The 26,591-nt window shown below is 68.4% G+C and carries 21 protein-coding genes, 1 other RNA gene and 1 pseudogene; 6 read left to right on the plus strand and 17 right to left on the minus strand.

The features are described 5' to 3' along the window. Positions 1-65: 65 nt before the first annotated feature. From LL964_RS02535 to mraZ, 11 genes are all read right to left on the minus strand, one after another. On the minus strand, positions 66-1,028 hold the full coding sequence (locus LL964_RS02535; RefSeq protein WP_104584904.1) for a D-alanine--D-alanine ligase: 963 nt from the start codon (positions 1,026-1,028) through the stop codon (positions 66-68). After that, on the minus strand, positions 1,025-2,458 hold the full coding sequence (gene murC, locus LL964_RS02540; RefSeq protein ID WP_104584905.1) for a UDP-N-acetylmuramate--L-alanine ligase: 1,434 nt from the start codon (positions 2,456-2,458) through the stop codon (positions 1,025-1,027). Before murC ends, LL964_RS02535 begins: the two co-directional genes overlap by 4 nt. Next, on the minus strand, positions 2,455-3,732 hold the full coding sequence (gene murG / locus LL964_RS02545) for an undecaprenyldiphospho-muramoylpentapeptide beta-N-acetylglucosaminyltransferase (protein ID WP_104584907.1): 1,278 nt from the start codon (positions 3,730-3,732) through the stop codon (positions 2,455-2,457). Before murG ends, murC begins: the two co-directional genes overlap by 4 nt. Then, the gene (ftsW, locus tag LL964_RS02550; RefSeq protein ID WP_104584908.1) at positions 3,729-5,096 is read right to left on the minus strand and encodes a putative lipid II flippase FtsW; all 1,368 of its coding nucleotides are present in this window, start codon (positions 5,094-5,096) and stop codon (positions 3,729-3,731) included. The genes murG and ftsW overlap by 4 nt, the downstream gene beginning before the upstream one ends. After that, positions 5,096-6,181, minus strand: a complete 1,086-nt coding sequence (gene mraY, locus LL964_RS02555) for a phospho-N-acetylmuramoyl-pentapeptide-transferase (protein WP_003485285.1) — start codon at positions 6,179-6,181, stop codon at positions 5,096-5,098. The genes ftsW and mraY overlap by 1 nt, the downstream gene beginning before the upstream one ends. Then, positions 6,171-7,811 (minus strand): UDP-N-acetylmuramoyl-tripeptide--D-alanyl-D-alanine ligase, encoded by a 1,641-nt coding sequence (locus LL964_RS02560; protein ID WP_104584910.1) that lies wholly within the window; start codon positions 7,809-7,811, stop codon positions 6,171-6,173. Before LL964_RS02560 ends, mraY begins: the two co-directional genes overlap by 11 nt. Next, positions 7,808-9,283: a UDP-N-acetylmuramoyl-L-alanyl-D-glutamate--2,6-diaminopimelate ligase gene (locus LL964_RS02565; protein ID WP_208621387.1), complete on the minus strand. Its 1,476-nt coding sequence runs from the start codon at positions 9,281-9,283 to the stop codon at positions 7,808-7,810. The genes LL964_RS02560 and LL964_RS02565 overlap by 4 nt, the downstream gene beginning before the upstream one ends. A gap of 8 nt (positions 9,284-9,291) precedes the next feature. After that, entirely contained in the window at positions 9,292-11,160 is a 1,869-nt protein-coding gene (locus tag LL964_RS02570) for a peptidoglycan D,D-transpeptidase FtsI family protein (protein WP_104584913.1), read from the minus strand. Between the two features lie 139 nt (positions 11,161-11,299). Next, the gene (ftsL, locus tag LL964_RS02575; RefSeq protein WP_104584915.1) at positions 11,300-11,563 is read right to left on the minus strand and encodes a cell division protein FtsL; all 264 of its coding nucleotides are present in this window, start codon (positions 11,561-11,563) and stop codon (positions 11,300-11,302) included. Further along, entirely contained in the window at positions 11,560-12,603 is a 1,044-nt protein-coding gene (gene rsmH / locus LL964_RS02580; RefSeq protein WP_146092300.1) for a 16S rRNA (cytosine(1402)-N(4))-methyltransferase RsmH, read from the minus strand. Before rsmH ends, ftsL begins: the two co-directional genes overlap by 4 nt. Before the next feature lie 14 nt (positions 12,604-12,617). Next, positions 12,618-13,073 carry a division/cell wall cluster transcriptional repressor MraZ gene (gene mraZ / locus LL964_RS02585; protein WP_005910933.1) on the minus strand — a complete coding sequence of 152 codons (456 nt, stop codon included), beginning with the start codon at positions 13,071-13,073 and terminating at the stop codon, positions 12,618-12,620. A gap of 313 nt (positions 13,074-13,386) precedes the next feature. Here mraZ and LL964_RS02590 point away from each other — a divergent pair, with 313 nt between their 5' ends. Next, positions 13,387-14,163 (plus strand): NRDE family protein, encoded by a 777-nt coding sequence (locus tag LL964_RS02590; protein ID WP_104584917.1) that lies wholly within the window; start codon positions 13,387-13,389, stop codon positions 14,161-14,163. Beyond that, a pseudogene (locus LL964_RS02595) lies at positions 14,154-14,306 on the plus strand (CcdB family protein); the annotation flags it as partial. The gene LL964_RS02590 and the pseudogene LL964_RS02595, both read left to right, overlap by 10 nt. 469 nt (positions 14,307-14,775) lie before the next feature. Here the strand turns inward: LL964_RS02595 and rnpB are convergent. Together rnpB and rsmI are read right to left on the minus strand one after the other, a co-directional pair. Beyond that, an RNA gene (gene rnpB, locus LL964_RS02600) (RNase P RNA component class A) lies at positions 14,776-15,202 on the minus strand. 136 nt (positions 15,203-15,338) lie between these two features. Next, on the minus strand, positions 15,339-16,160 hold the full coding sequence (gene rsmI, locus LL964_RS02605; protein ID WP_104584919.1) for a 16S rRNA (cytidine(1402)-2'-O)-methyltransferase: 822 nt from the start codon (positions 16,158-16,160) through the stop codon (positions 15,339-15,341). Positions 16,161-16,242: 82 nt separating this feature from the next. On the opposite strand from rsmI, the gene LL964_RS02610 reads away from it, so the two are divergent. Genes LL964_RS02610 through LL964_RS02625 form a run of 4 tightly spaced genes read left to right on the plus strand, consistent with a single transcriptional unit; the run spans position 16,243 to position 20,297 of the window. After that, positions 16,243-17,973, plus strand: a complete 1,731-nt coding sequence (locus LL964_RS02610; protein WP_104584921.1) for a penicillin-binding protein activator — start codon at positions 16,243-16,245, stop codon at positions 17,971-17,973. 5 nt (positions 17,974-17,978) lie between these two features. Beyond that, the gene (locus LL964_RS02615) at positions 17,979-18,347 is read left to right on the plus strand and encodes a YraN family protein (RefSeq protein ID WP_104584923.1); all 369 of its coding nucleotides are present in this window, start codon (positions 17,979-17,981) and stop codon (positions 18,345-18,347) included. Positions 18,348-18,375: 28 nt separating this feature from the next. Continuing rightward, positions 18,376-18,915, plus strand: a complete 540-nt coding sequence (locus LL964_RS02620) for a metal-dependent hydrolase (protein ID WP_104584925.1) — start codon at positions 18,376-18,378, stop codon at positions 18,913-18,915. Continuing rightward, a complete protein-coding gene (locus LL964_RS02625; RefSeq protein ID WP_104584927.1) occupies positions 18,912-20,297 on the plus strand; it encodes an FAD-binding oxidoreductase in 1,386 nt (461 codons plus the stop codon). Before LL964_RS02620 ends, LL964_RS02625 begins: the two co-directional genes overlap by 4 nt. A 13-nt stretch (positions 20,298-20,310) precedes the next feature. Here the strand turns inward: LL964_RS02625 and LL964_RS02630 are convergent, their stop codons facing one another. The 4 genes from LL964_RS02630 to kdpB form a co-directional block, all read right to left on the minus strand. Further along, complete coding sequence (locus LL964_RS02630) at positions 20,311-21,027, minus strand: response regulator (protein ID WP_104584929.1); 717 nt, start codon at positions 21,025-21,027, stop codon at positions 20,311-20,313. Continuing rightward, positions 21,017-23,677, minus strand: coding sequence for a sensor histidine kinase (locus tag LL964_RS02635; RefSeq protein ID WP_104584931.1), 2,661 nt, complete (start codon positions 23,675-23,677; stop codon positions 21,017-21,019). The genes LL964_RS02630 and LL964_RS02635 overlap by 11 nt, the downstream gene beginning before the upstream one ends. A 239-nt stretch (positions 23,678-23,916) precedes the next feature. Further along, positions 23,917-24,510 (minus strand): potassium-transporting ATPase subunit KdpC, encoded by a 594-nt coding sequence (gene kdpC / locus LL964_RS02640; protein WP_104585571.1) that lies wholly within the window; start codon positions 24,508-24,510, stop codon positions 23,917-23,919. Between the two features lie 30 nt (positions 24,511-24,540). Further along, positions 24,541-26,589, minus strand: a complete 2,049-nt coding sequence (kdpB, locus tag LL964_RS02645) for a potassium-transporting ATPase subunit KdpB (RefSeq protein ID WP_104584933.1) — start codon at positions 26,587-26,589, stop codon at positions 24,541-24,543. Positions 26,590-26,591: the final 2 nt, after the last annotated feature.

A 26,591-nucleotide genomic window follows, 5' to 3' on the forward strand; every position in this document is an offset into this window, starting at 1 on the left:
CAAAAGCAGGCGCGCTTTTGCCTTTGTTTTCACGGGTCCCGGGTCCCGGGTCCCCAGTCCCGGCGTCACAGCGTCTGCTCCAGCACGCGCCACACCAGTTCCTCGAAATCGATTCCCAGCTGGCGCGCCGCCTTGGGCACCAGCGAGTGGCTGGTCATGCCGGGCGCGGTGTTGACCTCGATCAGCTGCAGGCCGCGCACGCGGTCCCGCATCACGTCCACGCGCCCCCAGCCGCTGCAGCCGGCCGCCTGGAATGCCGCCAGCGCCAGGGCGCCGATCGCGGCCTCCTCCTCGCCCTGCATGCCGGGGCAGAGGTATTGCGTATCGTCGGCCACGTACTTGGCGTGATAGTCGTACCACTCGCCGGCTGGAACGATGCGGATGGACGGCAGCGCGATCTCGCCGAGAATGCCGACGGTGTATTCCTCGCCCTGCACCATCTGCTCGACCAGCAATTCGCCCGCATAGGTCCGCGCGAAAGCGATCGCCGGTGCGAGGTCGGCCTCGGCCAGCACCCGGAACACACCGACGCTGGAGCCTTCCCTGGAGGGTTTGATGAACACCGGCAGGCCCAGTGCCTGCGCGGCCGCATGCAGATCGCCGCCCGCGGGCACGCGCACGAATTCCGGGGTGGGCAATCCGGCGGCGCTCCAGACCTGCTTGGTACGCACCTTGTCCAGGGTCAACGCGGAGCCGAGCACGCCCGCACCGGTGAACGGCACCTGCAGCGCGCACAGCAGTCCCTGCAGCACGCCATTTTCGCCGTCGCCGCCGTGGAGGATGTTGAACACGCGATCGACCGTGCCCGCATCGATCGCCGCCAGCAACGCGGGAATGCCATCGACCGGCTGCGCATCGACACCGCGCGCGCGCAGCGCTTCCAGCACGTTGCTACCGGAATTCAACGAGACCTCGCGCTCTGACGAAGTACCGCCAAGCAGCACGGCGACGCGACCGAACACCGCCGGATCGCTGGTGCGTTGAGTAGCGGGACCCGGGACCCGGGTCCCGTTAGAAGGCGCGCTCACGCCTCACCCCCGACGAATCCATTGGCGATGATGTGCTGAGCCACATGGCCGATATCGCCGGCGCCCATCATCAGCAGCAGGTCACCGTCCTGCAGCACGTCCGGCAACACTTCGGCCAGGCCGGCGATCTGCCCCACGACCACCGGTTCGCTGCGGCCGCGTGCACGGATGGCGCGCGCCAGGGCGCGCGAATCGGCGCCCGGGATCGGCGCTTCGCCGGCGGGATAGACTTCGCTCAACACCAGCGCGTCCACCGTACTGAGGACGGCGGCAAAGGCGTCGAACTGATCGCGGGTGCGGCTGTAGCGGTGCGGCTGGAAGGCCACCACCAGACGCCGGTCCGGCCAGCCGCCGCGCGCGGCCGCGAACACCGCCTCGAGCTCGCGCGGATGGTGGCCGTAATCGTCGACCACCCGCACGCGTGCACCGGCGCTGGTGGTGACCTCGCCCAGGTCGTTGAAACGGCGGCCGATGCCGGCGAAGTTTTCCAGTGCCCGTGCGATGGTCTCCGGCGCGACGCCGAGCTGCCAGCCGATGGCGGCCGCCGCCAATGCATTGAGCACGTTGTGACGGCCCGGCAGGGCCAGCGTCACCGGCGTGGTGGTGCCCTCGGGCAGGCGCAGGGTGAAGCGCATGCGCGGGCCGTCCTGCACCACGTCCTCGGCGCGCACGTCGGCGGTTTCGCTGATGCCGTAGGTCATCACATGCCGCGGCGTCTTGCCGGCCAGGGCTGCGACTTCCGGATCGTCGATGCACAGCACCGCCAGCCCGTAGAACGGCAGCCGCTGCAGGAATTCGGCAAATGCCGCCTGCACGCGGGCGAAATCGTTACCGTAGTTCTCCAGATGGTCGGCATCGATATTGGTGATCACCGCCATCAGGGGATTCAGGCGCAGGAAGCTGCCATCGCTCTCGTCGGCTTCGGCCACCAGCCACTGGCCGCCACCCAACTTGGCGTTGGCACCGGCCGCCAGCAACTGCCCGCCGATGACGAAGGTCGGATCCAGCCCACCCTCGCTCAGCACCGCAGCGGCCAGGCTGGTGGTGGTGGTCTTGCCATGCGTGCCGGCCACGGCGATGCCGCGACGGAAACGCATCAGTTCGGCCAGCATCGCCGCGCGCGGCATGATCGGAATGCGCTGGCTGCGCGCCTCCATCAGTTCGGGGTTGTCTTCACGGATCGCGCTGGACACCACCACGCAGTCGGTGCCGAGCACGTTGGCGGCCGAGTGCCCGCGCATCACGCGCGCGCCGAGCTTGGCCAGCCGGCGGGTGGCCGCGTTATCGGCATTGTCCGAGCCGGAGACTTCATAGCCCAGCGTCAGCATCACCTCGGCGATGCCGCTCATGCCGGTGCCGCCGATGCCGACGAAATGCACACGCGGAAACGCCCGCACCAGATCGCCGCTGTCCTGCAGACGGCGGATCACTGGGCACCTCCGGCGGAGGTGCCGGAACCCGGGACCCGGGACCCGGTACCCGGGAGAAGCGAAGCGGCACTGCGCACCTGCCCGCCAAAATCGTCTGCATGCATTTTTTTCTGCTCTTGCTGTTGCTTGTTTGCTTTCCGGGTCCCGGGTCCCGGGTCCCGAGTCCCGGCTTCTTCCAGAATGATGTCGGCAATGCGCTCGGCGGCGTCGGGCTTGGCCAGACGGCGTGCGGCCTGCGCCATCGACAGGCGACGCGCGGGGTCGGCGAGCAGGGTCTGCAGAGTCTGTTGCAGGCGCAGCGCGAGCGAGTCGTCCTGCTTGAGCAGCACGGCCGCGTCAGCGCCGACCAGGTATTCGGCATTGCGGGTCTGATGGTCGTCGACGGCGGCGGCGAACGGCACCAGCACGCTGCCGACGCCGGCGGCGCATAGTTCGGCCAGCGTGGATGCACCTGCGCGGCACACCACCAGATCGGCCCAGGCATAGGCAGCGGCCATGTCGGCAATGAAAGGTTCGACGCTGGCGTCGACACCGGCCTGCGCGTACGCCGCATCGGCTTCGGCACGCAGCTTCTCGCCGCACTGGTGGCGCACCTGCACCTGCGGGTGTCCGAGCGCGGCCAGCGCTGCCGGCACCGCCTGATTCAGAACGCGCGCGCCCTGGCTGCCGCCCAGCACCAGGACGCGCATCGGGCCGCCACGACCGACCAGGCGCATTGCCGGATCCGGCAATGCCGCGATTTCCGCGCGCACCGGGTTGCCCACGGCCTCTTCGCCCGCAAAGCTGCCGGGAAAGCCGGTCAGCACGCGGCGCGCAAACCGCGACAACACCTTGTTGGTCATGCCGGGCGCGCGGTTCTGTTCGTGCACCAGCAATGGCACGCCCAGCAGCCGTGCGGCCAGTCCACCCGGGCCGGCCGCGAAGCCCCCGAAGCTGACCACCGCACGCGGCTGGCGCTTGCGCAGCACGAATCCGGCGGCGCGCACCGCACGCATCACCCGCACCGGCGCACCGAGCAGCTTCACCACGCCTTTGCCGCGCAACCCGCTGATGGCCAGCGTGTCGATGGCGATCTCGTGCTGCGGCACCAGCCGCGTTTCCATCGCACCGTCGGCACCCAACCAGGTCACCGGCACACCGCGTGCGCGCAGCACCTTGGCCACCGCCAGGCCCGGGAAGATATGCCCGCCGGTGCCGCCGGCCAGAATCATCACCGGTCGACTCTGCGCACCTGCATGTGCGGGCTGTTGCGGGACATTCGCATGAACGCTCATGCCATCCTCCCGAATGTCGGCTCGACGCGCGGCTGCATGCGGCTGGTACCGCGCAGGATCGCCGACGCCGGCGCAACCGGCACCGCTGTCGCGGGGGCGGCAGAAGCGACGGTCTCGCGTTGCGGTGCACGCGGTGGCGGTGTGTAGGCCGGTGGCACCGACGCGGCCACCGGCTCGGCAGGCTCCGCCGACGGTGCGGCCGCGCCCTGCGGCGACAGCTTGCTGCGCAGGCGCTCGGCGCGATCGGCCTCATAGGACACCCGCAGCAGCACGCCCATCGCCAGGCAGGTCATCAGCACCGAAGAGCCGCCCGATGAAATCAGCGGCAGGGTCAGGCCCTTGGTCGGCAGAATCCCCAGGTTCACGCCGATCGACACGAAGCTCTGCATCGCCACCCACAAGCCGATGCCGAAGGCGATGTAACCGGAGAAGTGGCGCTTCATTTCCACACAGCGCATGCCCAGCCAGAACGCGCGCCCCACCAGCAGCGCGTAGAGCGCGATCACGCCGCAGACGCCCACGAAGCCCAGCTCCTCGGCAATCACCGAAAAGATGAAGTCGGTATGCGACTCGGGCAGATAGTTGAGCTTCTGCACCGATGCGCCCAGGCCCACGCCGGTCCACTGGCCGCGGCCGATGGCCATCAAAGCGTTGGACAACTGATAGCCCGAGCCCAGCTGATCCACCCACGGGTCCATGAAGGAGGTCACGCGCCGCATGCGGTACGGCTCGAAGATCACCAGGGCCACCAGGCCGGGCAGCAGCAACAGGATCGGCAGGATGATGCGTCCGATCGGCGCCCCGCCCAGCACCAGCATGCAGGCGGTCACGCTCAGCAGCAGCATCGAGGAGCCGAAGTCCGGCTGCAACAGCAACAGGCCCACCAGGAAACCGACCACGAACACCGGCTTGAGCATCGCCTGCCAGGTCGCGTTGACCTCGTCGCGGAAACGCACCAGGTAGCTGGCCAGCCAGATGATGTAGAACACCTTGACCGCTTCGACCACCTGGAACCGCGACACGCCCAGGTTGATCCAACGCTTGGCGCCGTTGACGGTGCTGCCCAGGCCGGGCACGAACACCACCACGAGCATCAGGAAACAGGCCAGCAGCAGCATCTGGTTGTGCTGTTCGATGGTCTTGAGCTCGGCACGCATGGCCCAGAACGCGAGACCGATGCCACCGCCCAGGAACAGCAGGTGGCGGGTCAGGTAATAGAACGGGCTGGCTTCCAGTTCGATCGAGCTGGAAGCCACCATCACCACGCCCAGCGAGGCGAGCGTGACGGCGGCCCCGAGCAGCCACGGGTCGTAGCGGCCGCCGATGGCGTCCAGTCGCGTTGCCTGGCGGGACATGTCGTTCATCAGCGCACCTTCAACGTGGCCAGGCCGATCAGCACCAGCACCACCGAAATGATCCAGAAGCGCACGATCACGCGCGGCTCCGGCCAACCCTTGAGTTCGAAGTGGTGGTGGATCGGCGCCATGCGGAACACGCGCTTGCCGGTCAGCTTGAAGCTGGCCACCTGGATCATCACCGACAGCGTTTCGATCACGAACACGCCGCCCATGATCACCAGCACCATTTCCTGGCGCACGATCACCGCGATGGTGCCCAGCACCGCGCCCAACGACAGCGCGCCGATGTCGCCCATGAACACCATCGCCGGGTAGGTGTTGAACCACAGAAAGCCCAGCCCTGCCCCGGCGATCGCCGAGCAGATGATGATCAGCTCGCCGGCCCCGGGAATCAGCGGGATCTTCAGGTATTCGGCAAACACCACGTTGCCCGACGCGTAGGCGAACACGCCCAGCGCGCAGGCCACCAGCACGGTGGGCATGATCGCCAGGCCATCCAGGCCATCGGTGAGATTGACTGCATTGGAGAAGCCCACGATCCAGAAGTAGGCGATCACCACGAAGCTCACGCCCGCCAGCGGCAGTGCGATCGATTTGAACATCGGGATGTAGAAGGTGATCGCGGCCGGTACGTCGGCGGTGTAGTACAGGAACAGACCGGCGGCCAGGCCGAAGATCGACTGCAACAGATACTTCCAGCGCGACTTCAGCCCGTTGGGATCGCGTTTGACGATCTTGATCCAGTCGTCGTACCAGCCGATCGCGCCGAAGCAGATCATCACCGCCAGCACCAGCCACACATAGCGGTTGCGCAGGTCGCCCCACAGCAGGACCGACAGGGTGACGGTCAGCAGGATCAGCGAGCCGCCCATGGTCGGCGTGCCGGCCTTGGAGAAATGCGTCTGCGGGCCGTCCTGCCGGATCGGCTGACCGCCCTTGAACTGCGCCAGCTTGCGGATCACCGCAGGGCCCATCCACAACGACAGGAACAGCGCGGTCAGCGCGGCCAGGATGCCGCGGAAGGTCAGATAGTTGAACAGCCCGAACAGGCTCTCCAGTTGCTGCAGCCAGCGCGCCAACTCAAGCAGCATGGGAGGCATCCTCCGCAGCTGCGAGCAACGCGGCCACGATGCGATCCATGGCGCTGCCGCGGGAGCCCTTGATCAGCAGGGTGATGGGGCCGGAAGCCGTGAAGCCGGGACCCGGGACCCGGGACCCGGGACCCGTAAGAGCAGCTGCGGATTGCGATGGGTGTTGTTGAATCAAAGCGTGTTCCTGCATGTTGCCCGATGCCTGCTGTTGCTTCTCCCCGGGTCCCGGGTCCCGGCTCCCGGCTGCTGATTGCTGTTGCTTCTCCCCGGTCCCGGGTCCCGGGTCCCGGGTCCCGGCTTCATCAGTCCCGGCTTCATCAGTCCCGGCTTCCAAAAGATCCGCCTGCAAGGCAGCCGCCAGCTCCGCATGGGTGGCGAAGACGCGCCCACCTTCGCCGAATGCCTGCGCCGCTGCGGCGCTGAGTTCGCCCAGCGCGTAGAGCCGCTGCAGCTTGGCCGCGCGTGCGCGTCGTCCGGCGGCGGCGTGCAAGGCAGCGCCTTCCGGGCCGAGTTCGCGCATGTCGCCCAGCACCAACCAGCCTTCGCCAGGGGCGGCAGCCAATGCATCGATGGCGGCATCCAGCGACCCGGGATTGGCGTTGTAACTGTCGTCGATCAACATTGCCCCGCCGGGCAGGCGGTGGGCGATCTGGCGGCCGGCCACCGGGCGCGCCTGTGCCAGGCCGGCGGCGATCACCGGCAAGGCGATGCCCGCGCCCAGCGCCAGCCCGGTGGCGGCCAGCGCATTGAGCACGTTGTGGCGACCCGGCAGCGGCAGCGCGATCTGCGCCTGGCCTTGCGGCGTCACCAGGGTGAAGTGCGCGCCGTCGGCGTGCAGCCGCAGCCCACGCGCGGTGATCTCGGCGCTGGCCTGCAGGCCGAACCGCAGCACGCGGCGGCCCTGCACCGGCTGCGCCAGCAACTGCTGCTCGAACCAGGCTCCGAAGGCGTCGTCGGCATTGATCACCGCCACGCCATCGGCCGGCAACGCGGCATAGATGGCGCCCTTGGTCTGCGCAACACCGAGCAGGCTGCCCAGGCGCTCCAGATGCGCCGGCGCGATGTTGTTGACCAGCGCCACGTGCGGCCGCGCGATATCGGTGAGATAGGCGATATCGCCGGGCTTGCCGGCACCCATCTCGTACACCGCAAAGTCCGCATCGTCCGGCGCGGCGATCACCGCCAGCGGCAGACCGATCTCGTTGTTGCGGTTGCCCGGCGTGGCATAGACGGTGGTGCCGTCCACACGCCCGGCCTCGGTCAGGATGGCCAGCAGCAGCGCCTTGACGCTGGTCTTGCCGTTGGAGCCGGTCAGCGCGAGCACGCGGGTGGCGCGGTCGCGCTGCAGGCCGGCGGCAATGCGCGCCAGGGCCAGTTCGGTGTCGTCCACCACGACCTGCGGCACGCCGAGCGTGGGCAGCAGGCGCTCGACCAGCACGCCGCTGGCACCGCGCGCCACCGCGTCGGCGGCGAAGTCGTGCCCGTCGAACCGTTCGCCGCGCAGGGCCACATACAGGCTGCCACTGCCGAGCGTGCGGGTGTCGTTGCCGACCGCATCGATCATGGTGTCGTCGCCATGCAGTTCGCCACCGGCGAAATGCGCGATCAGCGACAGCGGGGTGCGCTTCATGCGCGCACTCCCAGCCCGGTGCGCGGCAGCAAGGCCTGCGCTGCCACCGCCGCATCGTCGAAGGGATGCTGCACGCCGGCCACTTCCTGGTACGGCTCGTGGCCCTTGCCGGCGATCAGCACGATGTCCGAGGCGCTGGCCATGCCGATGGCCTGGTAGATGGCCGCGGCGCGGTCGCGCTGCACGAGGGCCGCATCCGGGCGCGCGAAGCCGCGCAGGATGTCGGCGACGATCGCATCGCCGTCCTCGCCCCGCGGGTTGTCGTCGGTGACGATCGCCACGTCGGCATTGACCTCGGCAATGGCCGCCATCTGCGGGCGCTTGCCGGTGTCGCGTTCGCCGCCGCAACCGAACACGCAGATCAGCCGATCCTGCGCATGCGAACGCAGGCTGCTCAGCGCCTGCTCCAGCGCATCGGGCGTGTGCGCGTAGTCGACCACCACCAGCGGCGCACCGTGCGCGCCGCCAAGGCGATTCATGCGGCCATGGATCGGCTGCAGCTGGCCCAGCACGGTGGCGATCTGCGCAGGCGCGATGTCCATCGCATGCAAGGCGCCGGCCACTGCCAGCAGATTGTCCACGTTGAAGCGGCCCAGCAACGGCGAATGCACCGGATGCACTTCGCCCTGGATATTCAGTGCGAAATTGATGCCATGATGGTCCAGCTGCAGGGCCTGCGCGCTGACGCTGGCGCCGGCCTGCGCGCGCGAGCTCACGCCGATCGCGCGCAGCGCGGGGTCGAGCGCGGCGAACAGCGTGCGGCCGAATGCATCGTCAAGATTCACCACGGCCGCTTCCAAGCCGGCACGGGAGAACAGCTTGGCCTTGGCGGCGCCGTACTGCGCCATGTCGCCGTGGTAATCAAGATGGTCGCGGGTGAGATTGGTGAACACCGCCACGTCGAAATGCACCGCATCCACGCGGCCCTGATCGAGCGCATGCGAGCTGACTTCCATCGCCACTGCCTGCGCGCCGTCATCGCGCAGCTGCGCCAGCAGCGCATGCGTAGGCAATACCAGCGGCGTGGTGAATCCGGTCGGCACGGCCGCGCCGTACAGGCCCACGCCCAGCGTGCCGAGCGTACCGGTGGGCGTGCCCAGCAAGCTCAGCGCCTGTGCCAGCAGTTGCACGGTGGAGGTCTTGCCGTTGGTCCCGGTGACGCCGACCATGCGCAGCGCGCGCGACGGGTGACCATGGAACAGGTCTGCCATCTGGCCAAGCCGTGCGCGCAGGCCGGGCACCGCGATCGCATCGGTGGGCGCCGGCAGCTCGGCGGGTGCAGGCGGCTCGAACAACACTGCCGCAGCGCCATTGGCACGTGCCTGTTCGACAAAGCCCAGACCATGCGCACCGAAACCGGCGATCGCCACGAAGGCATCGCCCGGGCGCACCGCACGGCTGTCCATCACCAGGCCGGACACCTGCACGTCGTGCGTCAACGCCACGTCCGGCAGCAACTGCGAGAGCGCCATGACGCGGCTCACTGGCGGCTCTCCTGCAACGGCGCCGGCTGCGCTGGCACGGCGGCCGGCGCAGGTGCCAGTGCGGTCGGGATGCCGGCCGACACTTCGTCCACCGGGTCCGGCACCAGCGCCGGATCGGGATCGGCCGGTTGCGGCTTGGCGACCGGCTGACCGGTCTTGCCGGCCGCCTGCGCGGCGAGCCACGACTGGATGTCGTCCGGCGGCACGTCCATCAGCCGCAGCGCACCTTCCATGACCTTGTGGAACACCGGCGCCGACACCAGGCCGCCGTAGTACACCTTGCCCTGCGGATCGTTGATCACGATGACGGTGGCAAAGCGCGGGCGGCTGGCCGGCACCAGGCCGGCGAACAGCGCGTTGTAGTGGCCGCGCTCGTAGCCGCCGGCGCCGTTCTTGCGCGCGGTACCGGTCTTGCCGGCCACGTGATAGCCCAGGATCGCCGCGCCCTTGGCGCCGCCCTGGGTGACCACGGTCTCCATCATGTCGATGACTTGGCGCGCCACTTCCGGCGTGACCACCTGGCGGGTGTCGTTGTGCTGGCCGCGCACGAAGGTCGGCTGGGTCAGCTTGCCGCCATTGCCCAGCGCGGCGTAGGCCTGCGCGATCTGCAGCGGCGTCACCGACAGGCCGTAGCCGTAGGACATCGTGGTCTTGGAGGGACCGCTCCACTTCTGCGGCTGCAGCACCACGCCGGACGATTCACCCGGAAACCCGCTATGCGGCGCACTGCCGTAACCGAAGTCGCGGATCGACTGATAGAAGGTCTGATCCGGCACCTTGGCCGCGATCTTGGCCGCGCCGATGTTGGAGCTGCGGGTGATCACGCCGGTGACGTTGAGCACGCCGTTGTTGCGCGGCACATCTCGGATGGTGAAGCGCCCCACCGACATGTAGCCGGGATTGGTGTCGATGACGGTGTCCTTGGTCACCACGCCGGCGGTCAGCGCGGTGGCCACGGTCAGCGGCTTCATCGTCGAACCCGGCTCCACCAGATCGGTCACCGCACGGTTCCGCCGCGCCGACGGGTTGATGCCGGTGACCGAGTTCGGGTTGTACGTGGGCAGGTTGACCATTGCCAGCACTTCGCCGGTGGCCACGTCCATCACCACCATCGAACCGCCGGCCGCGTTGTTGTCGACCAGCGCGTTGCGCAGTTCCTTGTAGGCCAGGAACTGGATGCGACGATCGATGCTCAGCGTCAGGTCCTTGCCCGGCTGCGCCGGACGCACCAGGTCCACGCTTTCCACGATGGCGCCGCGTGCATCGCGCACCACCTTCTTGGAGCCGGGCTTGCCGCGCAACCATTCGTCGAAGGCCAGTTCCAGCCCTTCCTGGCCGCGGTCGTCGATATTGGTGAAGCCCAGCACGTGGGCCATCGCCTCGCCCTGCGGATAGAAGCGACGGAACTCGCGCTGCGAGAACACGCCTGGAATCTTCAGGGCCACGATCGCATGCGCCTTGTCCGGATTGATCCGGCGCTGCAGGTACATGAATTCCTTGCCGGCCTTCTGCGCCAGCCGGGCGTTCAACTCGTCCAGCGGCTGGCCGAGCGCGGTGGCCAGCTCGGGAATGCGGTCCGGGTTGCGCAGCAGTTCCTGCGGATTGACCCAGATCGATTCCACCGGTGTGGACACCGCCAGCGGCTCGCCGTTGCGGTCGGTGATCATGCCGCGCGAGGTGGCGATGGGCAGTTCGCGCAGGTAGCGCGCTTCGCCCTGGCGCTGGTAGAAATCGCGATTGACCAGCTGCACGTAGGCAGCCCGGCCGATCAGGGTGACCGAGCACAGGCCCAGCGCCACGCCGACCAAGGTGAGTCGGCCGCGCAGGTTGAAATTGCTACGGGGGCGGTTGCGACCAGCCTTCATGGCGCACCTCCCTGTGCGCCACCCTGCGGGCGGCCAAGCCGTGCAAAACGGCTGTCCTGCCGTTTTGTCATCGGCGCACCTCCCTGTGCGCCACCCTGCGGGCGGCCGAGCCGTGCAAAACGGCTGTCCTGCCGCATGCTCATGGGCGCACCACCACGATGTCGTTGGTCTCCGGGAACTTCATCCCGATGCGCGTACGCGCGACCTGATCGACCCGGTTGCTTTCCGCCCAGGTGGCCTGCTCCAGCTGCAGCCGGCCGAATTCGATATTGAGCTCGTCGCGCGTGTGTTCGAGCCTGGACAACTGCACGAACAGCTTGCGATGCATGTGGCGCATGTACACCACACCGATCGCCGAGGCGATGCTGCAGGCAAGCAGCACGATCAGCAGCAGGCGGCTCATGGGACGTCTCCTTGAGACGCCGGGATTGGGGATTCGGGATTCGGGATTCGATCAGAGCGCTTTTCCAATCCCGAATCCCGACTCCCGAATCCCAGCTTCTCGGCCACCCGCAACACCGCGCTGCGGGCGCGCGGGTTGACGCTCAGTTCGGCGTCATCGGCCTTGATGGCGCCGCTGATCAGCTGCAGCGTGGGCACGAACGGCTGCGCTTCGGGCAGGCGGCGGTTGCTCGGCGGGGCCTTGGCGTAGCGGGCCATGAACTGCTTGACGATGCGGTCTTCCAGCGAATGGAAGCTGATCACCGCCAGCCGGCCGCCCGGCTTGAGCGCGTCCAGCGCAGCGTCCAGCCCGGCTTCCAGATCGTCCAGTTCGCGGTTGATGTAGATGCGGATGGCCTGGAAGCTGCGTGTGGCCGGGTGGGTCTTGCTGTCGCCGCGCGGCATCACCGAAGCGATCAGGTCGGCCAGTTGCGCGGTGCGCAGCAGCGGCTGTTCCGCGCGCCGCGCCACGATGGCGCGCGCGATACGGCGGCTCTGGCGTTCTTCGCCATAGGTCCACAGCACATCGGCGATCTCGCGCTCGCCAGCCTGCGCCAGCCACTGCGCCGCGCTCTGGCCACTGTCCGGATCCATGCGCATGTCCAGCGGGCCGTCCTTGCCGAAGCTGAAACCGCGCCCGGCCACGTCCAGCTGCGGCGAAGATACCCCCAGATCCAGCAGGATGCCGTCCACCGTCGCGGCCGCGACCACCTGGCCGAGCGTGGCGAAACTGCCGCGATGGATGGACACGCGCGCATCGCCACCGAACCGTTGTTCGGCCACTGCGATCGCTTCGGGGTCCTTGTCCATCACCAGCAGTCGACCTCCCGGTCCAAGGTGTTCCAGCACGCCGCGTGCGTGTCCGCCACGCCCGAACGTGCCATCGAGGTAGGTTCCGTTGTCGATCACCTGCAGGCCGTCCAGAACCTGCGTGTACAGCACCGGCACATGCGCCGCCGGCGGCTGCGACACCGGGTGACCGGGCTGCGCTTCACCGCGCATCCGGGCACCCCCGCTCACAACCTGAGATCGAGCAATTCATCGCCCAGATCCCCGTCAGACAATGTCTGCTGGATCAGTGCGCGATGCGCCTGCTCGCTCCACAGTTCGAACTTGTCGCCCATGCCCAGCAGCACGGCTTTTTTCTCGATGCCCACCGCGTTGCGGTGGCTGGCAGGAATGCTCAGGCGGCCATTGGCGTCCAGCTCCAGCACGGCCGACGAGCCCACCAGCTTCTGCTGCAGCGTGCGGACCACGCGCTGGGTATTGGGCTTGGACATCACATCGTCGCGCACCCGCTCCCACTCCTTTTCCGCGTACAGCCACAAGCATCCGGCTTCGAACGGGTTGTAGGTGAGCACCAGGCGATTGCCGCTCACGCGCGCAACCAGGTCGCGATAAGCGGTGGGTACCGCCATGCGCCCTTTGTCGTCCACCGTGATGGCAGTCTCGCCCTGAAACACCGAATGCAACCTCGAATCACCGCTGGGGATCATTGAACCACGAAAAACCACAAAACACCTGGTTTTCCCTCCGATGCCCACCTTAGCAGCGCGTCAAAGGTTGTCAACAACTTTGATGACCCCAAATCGCCAGTCACATCAATGAGTTGCAGCACTCTTTAGAGACTTGTTCAAAGCTTATCCACAAGTTGCTGTTTCGTCTCAGATTTTGAGATTGAACGAAAATTCAGGGCGGTGAAGACCATGTAAACCCGACCCCGGTCTCACTTCACGCTGCGTCAGCTGCACACCGCAACTGCGCAAACCGGCGACAATCTGCAACATGTGCCTGGTTGCTCTTGCCTGGAAATCCCACCCGCGCTGGCGCCTGTTGCTGACCGGCAACCGCGACGAATTCCATGAGCGTCCGACCGCCCCACTCGCGCGCTGGGCAGCACCCGCCGACAACGTGCTGGCCGGGCGCGACCTGCGCTCGGGCGGCAGTTGGGTCGGGTTGGGCAACGACGGCCGCGTTGCGGTGGTCACCAACGTGCGCGACCCGCTCGCCACTGCCTCGGGCCGCTCGCGCGGGCACCTGATTGCGGACTATCTGTCCGGCGGCCTGGATGCCGCCGCGTACGCCCACGCGCTCGCTGGCGCCGCGCACGCGTTCCCGCCGTTCAATCTGCTGCTGTGCGACGCAGACCGCTGCGAGCACCTGAGCAACCACCCACCGTTGGCGCGCCAGCTGGAGCCAGGCATCCACGGCATGTCCAACGGCCCACTGGACGCGGCCTGGCCGAAGACACGCGCCTTGACCGATGCCCTGCACGACTGGTGTCGCGTCGGCAGCGACGACCTGCAACCCCTGTGGGACGCGCTGGGCAACCGTGCCACCGCACCCGATGCGGTCCTGCCCAGCACCGGCGTGGATCTGGCCACCGAGCGCCTGCTCTCGGCGGCCTTCATCGCCGGCCCGGCCTACGGCACCCGCGCCAGTACCGTCGTGGCGGTGGACCATCGAGGCCAGGGATTCATTCACGAGCGCCGCTTCGGCCCGAATGGGATCTTTCAGGGGCAGACCCGGCTGGAAATCACCAAAACGCGCTACTCACCGTGACTGGCCAAAGCGTCATCCTGCAACCGCTGGAAATGACCTCCGTGCCGCTGGCCGCCCTCAACACAGCGGCCGGCACATTGAAGGACCAGGGCCAGAGCATCATCGACGCACTGGGCGAGCTATTCACCCGCTCGTTCGGTTGAGCGCGATACAGAAAACGCCTCAAACAAGCCGCAGCAACGCACACAGCCTCCGCGGCGAGGGCAAAGCCCAAACCAAGCACCAATGAGCGAAGCACCGGATCGCCTGGATCGCAGACGCGGCTGCACCAGGTGCTCGCCCCCATCCGCCCTTCGGGCACCTTCCCCCGCAAGCGGTGGAAGGGAGTCGATCACGTAGTGCGCAGCGCCCCCGCCAACGACCTATCTGCAAGCCCCCTTGAGTCAAGGGGGCGCGGCGACAGCCGCGGGGTTGTGGCATGCCCGGAGCCGGGGCCCATGTTTTGTACCGCCATAGGCGGTACGAAGCGTGGGTGCCTTCTTGGGCGAACGCCCCAGAAGGCAGCGATACAGCCGCGGGGTTGTGGCATGCCCGGAGCCGGGGCCCGCGTTTTGTACCGCCATAGGCGGTACGAAGCGTGGGCGCCTTTTTTGGGCCTACGCCCAAAAAAGGCGGCGGAGCCGGCCGATAAGCCGGGTTCTGTCGTGGACAGTCATTCGTCTAGGCGCTACGTCACCGCAGCGCTCAAGCAACCTACCCGGATCCAGCGCGGGCCACGCCAATGGATCCCTATTTGGTCTTGCTCCAGGTGGGGTTTGCCGTGCCGGTCCGTTACCGGACTCGCGGTGCGCTCTTACCGCACCATTTCACCCTTACCGGCCCCTCGCCACCCCTCTGCGGCCTCCGAATGCACGCGACGATGCGATGCATCGCCGACATGCTCCGGTGGCGCCAGAGGGGTGACGAGGGACGTAGGCGGTATCTTTCTGTTGCACTTTCCGTCGGCTTGCGCCGCCCAGGCGTTACCTGGCACCTTGCCCTATGGAGCCCGGACTTTCCTCGGCACCCTTGCGGGTGACGCGACTGTCTGGCCGACTCCGCCGGGGCGCATTCTACGCTATCGCCGGCATGCAAGACGGCGCGACGATTCCGAGCGCGCCACTGCACGGCAGGAGCCCCCGGGCGCGGGGGCTGACCGACCAACCCTGGGCAGGCACGCCCCTGCCACCACAACCCTAGCCGCCATACAGCGCCTTGCGCGGCGCCCCGGTCAATTCGGCGGCAAGCTTGGCGGCGGTGGACGGCGGCAGGTGCTCGGCGAGCTTGGCATACACACGGCGGCCTTCGGCGAGCTGGCCGTCGGCGGCGTCGGCGGCGCCCTGCACCATCACCACGAACTCGCCCTTGCGCTGGTTGTCGTCGGCTTCGATCCGGGTCTGCACTTGCGCCAGGCTGCCGTCGAGCACGGTTTCGAACAGCTTGGTCAGCTCGCGCGCGATCACCGCCGGGCGGTCGTCGCCAAAGGCAAAGCGCAGATCCGCCAGCGATTCGACGATGCGGTGGGAGGACTCGTAGAACACCAGGGTGCGGGTCTCGCCGGCCAGCCGCGCCAGGCGTTCACGGCGGGCGGCGCTCTTGGCAGGCAGGAAGCCTTCGAAACCGAAGCGGTCGCTGGGCAGGCCGGCGACGCTGAGCGCAGCGATCGCCGCGCATGCGCCGGGCACCGGGCTGACCTTGATGCCGGCCGCGCGGGCGGCACGCACCAGCTTGAAACCAGGGTCGCTCACCAACGGGGTCCCGGCGTCGCTGACGATGGCCAGCGACTCGCCCTCGCGCAGGCGTGCAACGATGCGCTCGGACATGGCGTCTTCGTTGTGGTCGTGCAGGGCCAGCAGCGGGCGGTCGATGCCGAAGTGGCCGAGCAGCTGGCGGGTATGGCGGGTGTCTTCGGCGCAGATCGCGGCCACGCCACGCAACACCTCCTGCGCGCGCGGCGACAGGTCGGCCAGATTGCCGATCGGCGTGGCGACCACGTGCAGGGTTCCAGGGGACGTCATCAGCGGTCTTCCGGGGGCAAAGGGTAGAATCGTAGCGGTTTTCCACGGGCCGCCCTGGCGGCCCCTGTCCAATGGATCTGAAATGAACAAGCGTGTTGCAAGGATCTCCGCCCTGTCGCTGCTGGTCATGCTGGCCGCCGGTTGCGCCACCAGCAGCGTGACCCAGACCGCATCGCCGACACAGAGTGCGGCGCTGGCGTTGCTGGACCAGGGCAAGCCGCGCGAGGCGGCGCAGCAACTGGAAGCCGAGGCCGCCAGCGCCAGTGGCGCACAGCGCAGCCGCCTGCTGGCCGCCGCCGCATTCGGCTGGCACGACGCCGGCGACGACGCGCGTGCACGTACACTGCTGGCACAGGTCAACGCACGCCATCTGGGCGGTGAAGACCGCGCCCGCTTCGGCCTGCTGACCGGCGAACTAGCGGTGCTCGACAAACAGGGCGCCCAGGCGCTGCAGGCGCTCGGCGACAGCCCGCAGGGATTGCCGCAGCCGCTGCAGACGCGCTGGCTGCTGGCCCACGCCGCCGCACTGGAAACCAACGGCGACCTGTTCGGCGCCGCCGCCGACCGGGCGCGTGCCGACGCCAGCCTGACCGGCAACGCGCGCAGCGAGAACCAGCGCGCCATCGTGCGCCTGCTCGCCGCGCTCGACGACGCCACGCTCAAGGGCCGCACTGCCGCGCTGCCGGCCGGCGACCCGCTGTACAACTTCGCCGGGCGTGCGTTGATCAGCCGCGGCCTGGCGCTACCCCGCGCCTTCGAGCGTGATGCGCAATGGGGTTTCGACACCAGCAAGCGGCCGCCGGCCGAACGCGACGGTTATCGCCCACCGGTCAAGCTGGGTGTGCTGCTCCCCCTCACCGGCAACCTGGCCACCGCCGCCGCGCCGGTGCGCGACGGCTTGCTGGCGGGCTATTACGCCGAAACCCGCCGCCGCCCCGAGCTGCGGTTCTTCGACACCGCAGGGACCGCCGCCGGTGCCAATGCCGCCTACGACAAGGCGGTGGGCGCAGGCGTGGACTATGTGGTCGGTCCGCTGGGCCGGGACGAAGTCAGCGCATTGTTCGCGCGCGGTCAGCTCGCCGTGCCGGTGCTGGCGCTCAATCGCCCCACCGACAACAAGGCTCCCCCCACCGGCAGTGCCGGCTTCTCGCTGGCGCCGGAAGACGACGGCATCATGGCCGCCGAATACCTGCTCTCGCGCGAGCGCCGCAACGTGCTGATTGTCGGCACCAGCGACGACAACGGCAAGCGCACCATCAAGGCCTTCCGCGACCGCTTCACCGAACGCGGCGGCACGGTCGCCGGCAGCATCAGCGTGGCCGATGCGCCCGGCGACATCGGCGCGCAGCTGCGCAATTACGGCACCGCCGATGCGGTGTTCCTGGCGGTGCGCGGCAATACCGCGCGCGCGCTGGCCCCGCAGCTGGCACTGGCCGGTTTTGCCGGCAAGTCGCGCGTGGGCACTTCGCAGCTGGTGGCTGGCACCGGCAAGGTCGAAGACGACCTGGCCCTGGACGGCATGATCTACCCCAGCGAAACCTGGACCGCCCTCGGGGTCTCCGGCCTGCCGGCGGCCAGCCAGGTGGCCAGCACGCTGCCCAGCGCGCGCGGCCCGGCCGCCCGCCTGTTCGCGTTCGGCTACGACGCCTGGAAGATCAGCGCCTATCTGGAGAAACTGGCAACCGGCACCGATGGCGGCCTGCGCGGCGCCACCGGCGTGCTGCATCTGGATGGCTTTGGCAATGTACTGCGCACGCCGGCCTGGTCCACCTTCAGCGGTGGCCGCCCGACGCCGATCGCCGACGGCCGCTGATCCCGATGCCGGCAGCGCGCCAGCAACGCGGGGCGGCGGTGGAAGCGGCTGCGCGCGCGTTGCTGGAACAGGCCGGGCTGCGGCTGGTGGCAGGCAATGCCAACTACCGCGGCGGCGAACTGGACCTGGTGATGCGCGACGCTCAAATGCTGGTGTTCGTGGAAGTGCGCTACCGCCGCGATGCCCGCTTCGGCGGCGGTGCGGCGTCGGTGGATCTGCGCAAGCGCCGCAAGCTGGTGCTGGCCGCGCAATTGTTCCTGGCCGCGCACCCCGCCCTTGCCTCGTTGCCGTGTCGCTTCGATGTGGTGGACGCCAGCGGTGAGCCGCCGCAACTGCACTGGATCCGCGACGCGTTTCGCGCCGACGAGTGCTGATTCTTCCAGAAGCTCGCACCGACATCCGATGCCGACCATCATGACCCACGCTGCGGTTCCGCTTGCGCTCTGGTGCGCCAGCGAACGCGGTCGCATCTCGCCACGCCTGCTCGCTGCAGGCATTGTGGCAGCGATGTTGCCCGATGCCGATGTATTGGCGTTCGCGCTGCATATTCCCTACGCCGATGCGTTTGGCCATCGGGGCGCCAGCCACTCGCTGTTGTTCGCTGCGTTGATGGCGTTGCTCGGCGCCGCGGCGCATCGCCCGTTGCGCGCCGATGCCGTACAGGCCGCTGCCTTCCTGCTCGTCTGCACCGCATCGCACCCGCTGCTGGATGCGATGACTTCGGGCGGGCTGGGCGTGGCCCTGGCGTGGCCCTGGAGCGAGACGCGCTGGTTCTCACCATGGCGGCCGATTCGCGTGTCGCCGTTCGCCAATGGATTCTTCAATTCGCGCGGCCTCTCCACGCTGCTCTCCGAGCTGCGCTGGGTGTGGCTGCCGCTCACCGTCGCAGTGCTGGGCTGGAAATGCATCCAGCGCACGGCACCACAGGATCACCCGTCATGACCGATGTGCTTCCCACTGCCCTGGCCGCGTTGCTGGCGGCGCGGCTTGGCCCCGATGGCTGGTTGACCGGCGACGACGCGCGGCGCCGCTATGGCGAGGACGATTCGCGCCGCTGGGCGCTGCCCGCCGCCGTCGCCTTGCCGCGCGATACCGAGGATGTGGTGGCGATCGTGCAGGCCTGTCGCGCGCATGGCGTGCCGATCGTGGCGCGCGGTGCCGGCACCGGCACCACCGGCGCGGCGGTGCCGTTTTCCGGCGGCGTGGTGCTCTCGATGGCGCGTATGAATCGCATCGTGGCCTTGCGCCCGGAAGACCGCTGCGCGGTGGTGCAGCCTGGCGTGCTCAATGGCGATCTGCAGCAGGCCCTGCAACCGCATGGCCTGTTCTGGCCGCCGGATCCGTCCAGCGCGGAGATCTGCAGTATCGGCGGCAATCTGTCGACCAACGCCGGCGGCCCGCGCGCGGTGAAGTACGGCGCCACCCGCGACAACGTACTCGGCCTTGTCGCCGTCACCGGCAGCGGCGAAGTCATCCGCTGCGGCGGGGCGTACACCAAGAATTCCACCGGCTACGACCTCACCCATCTGCTGGTCGGCAGCGAGGGCACCCTGGCGATCATCGTCGAAGCGACCTTGAAGCTGACCCCGCGCGCGGTGGCACAAGCCGGGCTGCGCGCCTTGTACCGCGATGCGGCCAGCGCCGCGGCTGCGGTATCGCGACTGATGGCGCAACCGACCACGCCGACCATGCTGGAATTCATGGATGCCAGCGCGATCGCGCTGCTGCGTCGCAATGGCAGCGACGTGCCCGAGGCCGGCGCGATGCTGTTGATCGAAGCCGATGGCGATCACGACACCCTGCCCTATGAGTTGCAGGCGCTGCACGACGCGGCCGATGGCGAGGGCGTGCTGAGCCTGGACATCGCCGCCGACGGCAGTGCCCGCGACAAGCTGTGGGCCGCACGCCGTGCGTTATCGCCGGCACTGCGCACCATCAAGCCCGGCAAGATCAATGAAGACGTGGTGGTGCCGGTCTCGCGCATTCCCGAACTAGTGACCGGCGTGGAAGCACTGGCGGCGGAATTCGCACTGCCGATCGTCGCCTTCGGCCATGCCGGCAATGGCAACCTGCACGTCAACATCATGTACGACCCGGCCGACGCCGACGAAGACGCCCGTGCGCACGCTGCCTTGCCGCGGCTGTTTGCCCTGGTCCTGGCGCTGGAAGGCACCCTCTCCGGCGAGCACGGCATCGGCGTGGCCAAGCGCGATTTCATGACCCAGGCCTTCAGTCCCGCCACGTTGTCAGCCATGCGCGCGATCAAGGCGGCGCTGGATCCGGATGGGATCCTCAATCCGGGCAAAGTGTTGCCGGACGCCTAGCGACAGGCTCGCCTCAACGCGCCACCCCGATAAACCGCAGTCCCACCCCCGGCTCGGTGACGATGTAGTGCGGGGCGGCGGCATCGTCGTGCAGTTTCTGGCGCAGTTTGCCGACCAGGATGCGCAGGTAATGGGTGTCTTCTTCGTGGGTGGGGCCCCACACTTCGCGCAGTAATTGCGGCTGCGTCACCACGCGGCCGGCGTGCTTGAGCAGCAGCGCGAGCAAGGCGTACTCCTTGCGGCTGAGCGGCACCGCTTCGCCATCGAGGGTGACTTCGCGCAGGCCCAGGTGGATATGCAGGCGGCCATCGTCGAACACGCTTTCTTCCACCGTGCTGCCGGCGCCTGCCTGGCGCAGCAACGCGCGGATGCGTGCCATCAGTTCCTGCACGCCGAAGGGTTTGGTGACGTAGTCGTTGGCGCCGGCGTCGAGTGCGGCGACCTTTTCGGCTTCGCCCGCGCGCACGGTGAGCATGATCACCGGCACGCCGGACCACTGACGGATCTCGCGCAGCACCTCGTGGCCGTCGCGATCGGGCAGGCCGATGTCCAGCACCACCAGCTCGGCGCCCTGCCCGGCCAGCATGGCCAGCCCCTCTTCGGCGGTGCCGGCCTGCAGCACGCGGTAGCCTTGCGCGCGCAGGCTGATGTCGAGAAAACGGCGGATCTGCGGCTCGTCGTCGACGATCAGCACGCGGGCGGGCGGGATGGCAGCGGGGTCAGTCGGCATCGGGGCGTGGTGGCGCGGCAGGAACGAGCAGCGGCAGCGTAATGCGGATCGTGGTGCCCTGGCCATGCATGCCGGCCAGTGCCTGCACACTGCCCCCGTGCGCGCCGATCATGCCCTGGCAGATGGCAAGGCCCAAGCCGGTGCCGTTGCGCCCGCGGTCGCCACGTTCCACGCTGTAGAACATGTCGAAGATGCGCGCGCGCTCGTCTTCGGGAATGCCCGGGCCCTGGTCGCCGATGTCGATCTGCAAGGCTCCACTGCGCAGCTGCGCATGCACGCTGACCGCCGCTTCCGGCGGAGAGAATTTGGCCGCGTTCTCCAGCACGTTGAAGATGGCCTGTTCGACCAGCGCCGGGTGCACCCAGATCGCCGGCAGGTCGGCAGCCAGGTCCAGCTGCAGGCGCACCTCGGGCTGGTAGCGCTGCAACCGGCGCGTGGCAGAGCCGATCAATTCGTCCACGCCGATCCAGTCGCGATTCAAGGTCAGCCCGGTGTGGCCGAGCCGGGTCATGTCGAGCAGGTTCTGGATGTAGCGGTCCAGCCGCTCGCCCTCGAGCTGGATGGTGTCGAGCAGACTGTGGCGGTCGTGCGCGTCCATCGCATCGCCGTAGCTGGCCAGGCTGCTGGCCGAACCGATCATCGAGGCCAGCGGCGAGCGCAGGTCGTGCGACACCGACGACAGCAACGCCGAGCGCAGGCGCTCGGTTTCGCCACTGACGCGTGCGCCTTCCAGATCGGCGACCAGGCGCGTGCGCAGCGCCGCCTGGCCGATGTCTTCCACCATCGCTTCGGCCAGCCGGCGTTGCTCAAGGCCAGGCCGTTGCGCGGCCTGTCGAAAGCGCAGCGCAGCCACGCCCAGCGTGCCGCGTTCGTGGCGCACCGGCAGGCACCACCACTGCGCCCCGGCCAGGGTATCGGTAAAGCGGCCGGCCGGCTGACCGTGGCGCTGGGTCCACTCTGCCGCGCTGCGGTCCAGCGCACCGAACCCGGGCGGCGCCTCGCTCTCGCGCTGCTCCAGGCGCAGCCAGACGTCGGCATCCAGCGCGGTGGCCAGCGCGCGACGGCCCGCTTCCAGCACCTGGCCCAGATCGGCAGCAGTGCTGAGCTGGCGGGCCAGCGCCTGCAAGGCGTTGGCGTGCGCATTGGCGGCGCGCAAGGCCAACACCTGGCTGCGCAGACGCGAGGCCAGCCGCCCGGCCACCAATGCGGCGATCAGGAACAGGCATACCGTCACCACGCCCTGTCGCGCGCTGATGTGCAGGGTGAAACGCGGCTCGATGAAGAAGAAGTTGTAGGCGACAAAACTCAGCAGCGCAGCGATCACTGCGGCTGCCATACGCGTGCGCGAGGCCACCAGCACCACAGCGACAATGAACACCATCGACAGGTCGTCGATGTCGGTCCAGCGTTGCAGCAACCACGCCACGCCGACCGCGCCGGCCGCGGCGATCGCCGCAAAGGCCAGGTCGTAGCGTTGCAGCCACTGGCGCGGGTTACGCCAGCGCTGACGCGCACGTGCGCGCGCATCGGCGGAGCTGACGATGACCAGTTCGTAATGCGCGCCACGCTGCAGCAATTGCTGGGTCAGCGTGCGGTTGAACATGCGCGCCAACGGACGTTCGCGGGTACGCCCCAGCACCAGGGTGGAAACGCCGTTCTGCGAAGCGAAATCCAGCAGTGCCTCGGCGACGTTGGCGCCGTGCAGCAGGGCGGTATCGCCGCCCAGCCGGCGCGCGAGGGCGAAGGCGCGATCGATCTCCAGCTGCCAGTCCGCATCGGCCACGGTGCGCGTCTGTACCGTGGCGACCGTCCACGGCGCATCGCGGCGCTCGGACAGCCGCCGCGCCACCCGCACCAGATACTCCGAACTGCCGCGGCCATCGATGGCCACCACCACCCGCCGACGCAACGCGGCGGTGCCCGGCAGGCCGCGCGCGCTCTGGGTGTCGCGCAGATCGCTGTCGACACGATCGGCGGCGGTCTGCATCGCCAGCTCGCGCAACGCGGTGAGGTTGGACGGGGAGAAGAATGCCTGCAGCGCCTGCGTGGCCTGCTCGGGCAGATACACCTTGCCTTGCTGCAGGCGCTCGATCAGCTCGCGTGGCGGCAGGTCCACCAGCACGATGTCGCGCAGGCGGTCGAACACTGCATCGGGCACGGTTTCGGACACGCGCACGCCGGTGATGCGCAGCACGATGTCGTTGAGGCTTTCCAGATGCTGGATGTTGACCGTGGTGAAGACGTCGATGCCGGCATCCAGCAGCTCGACGATGTCCTGCCAGCGCCGCTCGTGGCGACTGCCCGGCACGTTGCGATGGGCCAGTTCGTCGATCAGGGCCAGATCGGGCTTGCGGGCCAGCAGCGCATCCAGATCGAGCTCTTCCAGTTCCCGCCCCTGATAGCTCACCCGCATGCGCGGCAACAGCGGCAGGCCGTCCAGCAGCGCGGCGGTTTCGCTGCGCCCATGCGTCTCCACTACCCCGGCCACCACATCCACACCCTGGCGCAGCCGCTCGCGCGCGCGCGACAGCATTGCGTAGGTCTTGCCCACGCCCGGCGCCGCGCCGAGGAACACCGTCAGCCGCCCGCCGCGTTCGCGTTGCAGTTCGCCGATCAGGGCATCGGCGTGTTGGGTGCGGGCGTCGGACATGGGGGCGGGGATTCGGGATTCGGGATTCGGGATTCGGGATTCGGGGTTGGGGATTGGGGGCGGGACCCGGGACCCGGGACCCGGGACCCGGGAAGCGTAGCGCGCAACGCTGCGCGATAACGGCGCTTGCCGTTCATGCCATCGGGGAGACACAACGCACAGGGCTGAGGTGCCCATGCTTTACCGGGTCCCGGGTCCCGGGTCCCGGGTCCCGGGTCCCGAGCCCCGAGCCCCGAGAGTTACCGGTCCCTCGCAGCATCCAGCGCCAGATTCAGCGCCAGCACATTCACCCGTGGCTGCCCAAGCAGGCCGAACTGCGGTTGTTCGGTGGCGGCCTGCAGTAGTGCGCTAACGCGTTGTTCCGGCCAGCCGCGGGCCGCGGCGATGCGGCGCACCTGGACCTGCGCGCCGGCCGGGCTCAGGTGCGGGTCCAGGCCGCTGCCGGACTGGGTCAGCAGTTCGCCGGGCACTGCCTCCGGTGCGATGCCGTCGCGTGCGGCGACCTCGGCACGGGTGCTGGCGATGCGAGCCTGCAGGTCGGGATTGGAACGCGCCTGGTTGCTGCCCGCCGCTGCAGTGGGATCGTATTTGGCCGCAGACGGGCGCGGCTGGAAGTAACGCGCATCGGTGAAAGGCTGCGCCACCAGCGCCGAGCCGACCACCTGCGCATCGGAACGCAGCAGCGAGCCGTGCGCCTGCGCCGGAAACAGCGCGCCGGTGATGCCGGTGGCAACCAGCGAATACATGAGACCCAGGCCGAGCAGCGTGAAGCCTGCAAGGCCGAGCGAGGCACGCAGAGCGCCCCCGTCACGCAATGGCAGTGAAGCGAACATGGCAGTGTGTTTGGACGAAGTGGTCATGACTCAGGTACCCAGGGTGGCGGCCAGCGCCAGGTCGATCAGTTTGATGGCCACGAACGGCAGCAATACACCGCCCAGGCCGTAGATCAGCATGTTCCGGCGCAACAGCGCCGTGGCGCTGGAAGGACGGAAGCGCACGCCGCGCAGCGCCAGCGGAATCAAGGCTGGAATGATCAAGGCGTTGAAGATCAGTGCCGCCAGCACCGCATGCCGCGGGCTGGACAACTGCATCACGTTGAGCGCGGTCATCGACGGAATCGCAGCGGCAAACAACGCCGGCAGGATCGCGAAATACTTGGACACGTCGTTGGCCAGCGAGAAAGTGGTCAAGGCGCCACGCGTGATCAGCTGCTGCTTGCCCACTTCGACCACCGCCAGCAGTTTGGCCGGATCCGAATCCAGGTCGACCATGTTGCCGGCCTCCTTGGCCGCCTGCGTGCCGGAGTTCATCGCCAGACCGACATCGGCCTGGGCCAGCGCCGGTGCATCGTTGGTACCGTCGCCGACCATCGCCACCAGCCGCCCGCCGGTCTGCTCGGCACGGATGCGTGCCAGCTTGTCCTCTGGCCTTGCCTGGGCGATGTAGTCGTCCACGCCGGCCTCGGCGGCAATCGCGGCAGCGGTGAGCGGGTTGTCGCCGGTGATCATCACCGTCTTGATGCCCATCGCACGCAACTGCGCAAATTTCTCCTTGATGCCCTGCTTGACCACGTCGCTCAGCTCTACCACGCCCAGCACGTGCCGGCCTTCGGCCACCACCAGCGGAGTGGCACCGCCGCGCGCGACTTCCTCGATGCGGCCCTGCAGTTCCGGCGAGACCGTGGCGCCCTGCGCCTGCACATGCGCCACGATCGCATCGCCCGCCCCCTTGCGGATGCTGCGGCCACCGAGATCGACGCCGGACATGCGGGTCTGCGCGGTGAAGGCGATGAAATGCGCGCTCTCCGGCTCGACAGCCACCGCGCCCTGCTGGCGCGCCAGCTTGACGATGGACTTGCCTTCCGGGGTCGGGTCGGCCAGCGAGGCCAGCATGGCCGCGTCACGTAGCTGCGCGCGATCGACGCCGGCCAGCGGATGGAACGCGGTGGCCTGGCGGTCGCCGTAGGTGATGGTGCCGGTCTTGTCGAGCAGCAGCACGTCCACGTCGCCGGCCACTTCCACCGCCTTGCCGGACTTGGCCAGCACATTGGCAGACAGCGCGCGGTTCATGCCGGCGATACCGATCGCCGGCAACAGCCCGCCGATGGTGGTGGGAATCAGGCACACCAACAGCGCGATCAGCAGCAACGGATCCAGCGTCACACCCACGAAGCCGGCGATCGCCGGCAGCGAGGCCACCACGATCAGGAAGGTCAGCGTCATCGCCGCCAGCAACAGGGTCAGCGCGATTTCGTTCGGCGTCTTCTGCCGGTTGGCGCCCTCCACCAGCGCGATCATGCGATCCAGGAAGCTGTGGCCCGGCTCGGCGGTGACCTTGAACACGATCTCGTCGGACAGCACGCGGGTGCCGCCGATCACGCCGCTGCGGTCGGTGCCGGCTTCGCGCAACACCGGTGCCGATTCGCCGGTCACGGCCGCTTCGTTGATGGTGGCAAGACCGCGCACGATTTCGCCGTCGGCCGGGACGAACTCGCCCTCGGAGACGATCACGTACTCGCCCGGGCGCAGCTCGGCTGCCGGCACCCGCGTTTCGCGCCCACCGAGCGCGCTGTCCACCCGCCGCGCCACCAGATCCTTGCGTGCACGACGCAGCGAGGCGGCCTGGCCGCGCCCGCGCGCTTCGGCGATGGCTTCGGCGAAATTGCCGAACAACACCGTCACGAACAGGATCGCGGTCACCGCCCAGCCGAAGCCGGCATGCGCGTGCCCGCTGGCGGTGATCACCGCCGCCAGCACCGTGCCACCCATCACCACCGCCATCACCGGGCTGCGCAGCAGATGCCGCGGCGCCAACTTGAGAAAGGCGGCACGCATCGCCGCAACCAGCACGGCGGCATCGAACAACGCTGCGTCACCGCGCTCGCGTTTTTCAGTCGTATCGATCGTAGACATTG

It is taken from the genome of Xanthomonas melonis (assembly GCF_020783655.1).
GTDB classification, from domain to species: domain Bacteria; phylum Pseudomonadota; class Gammaproteobacteria; order Xanthomonadales; family Xanthomonadaceae; genus Xanthomonas; species Xanthomonas melonis.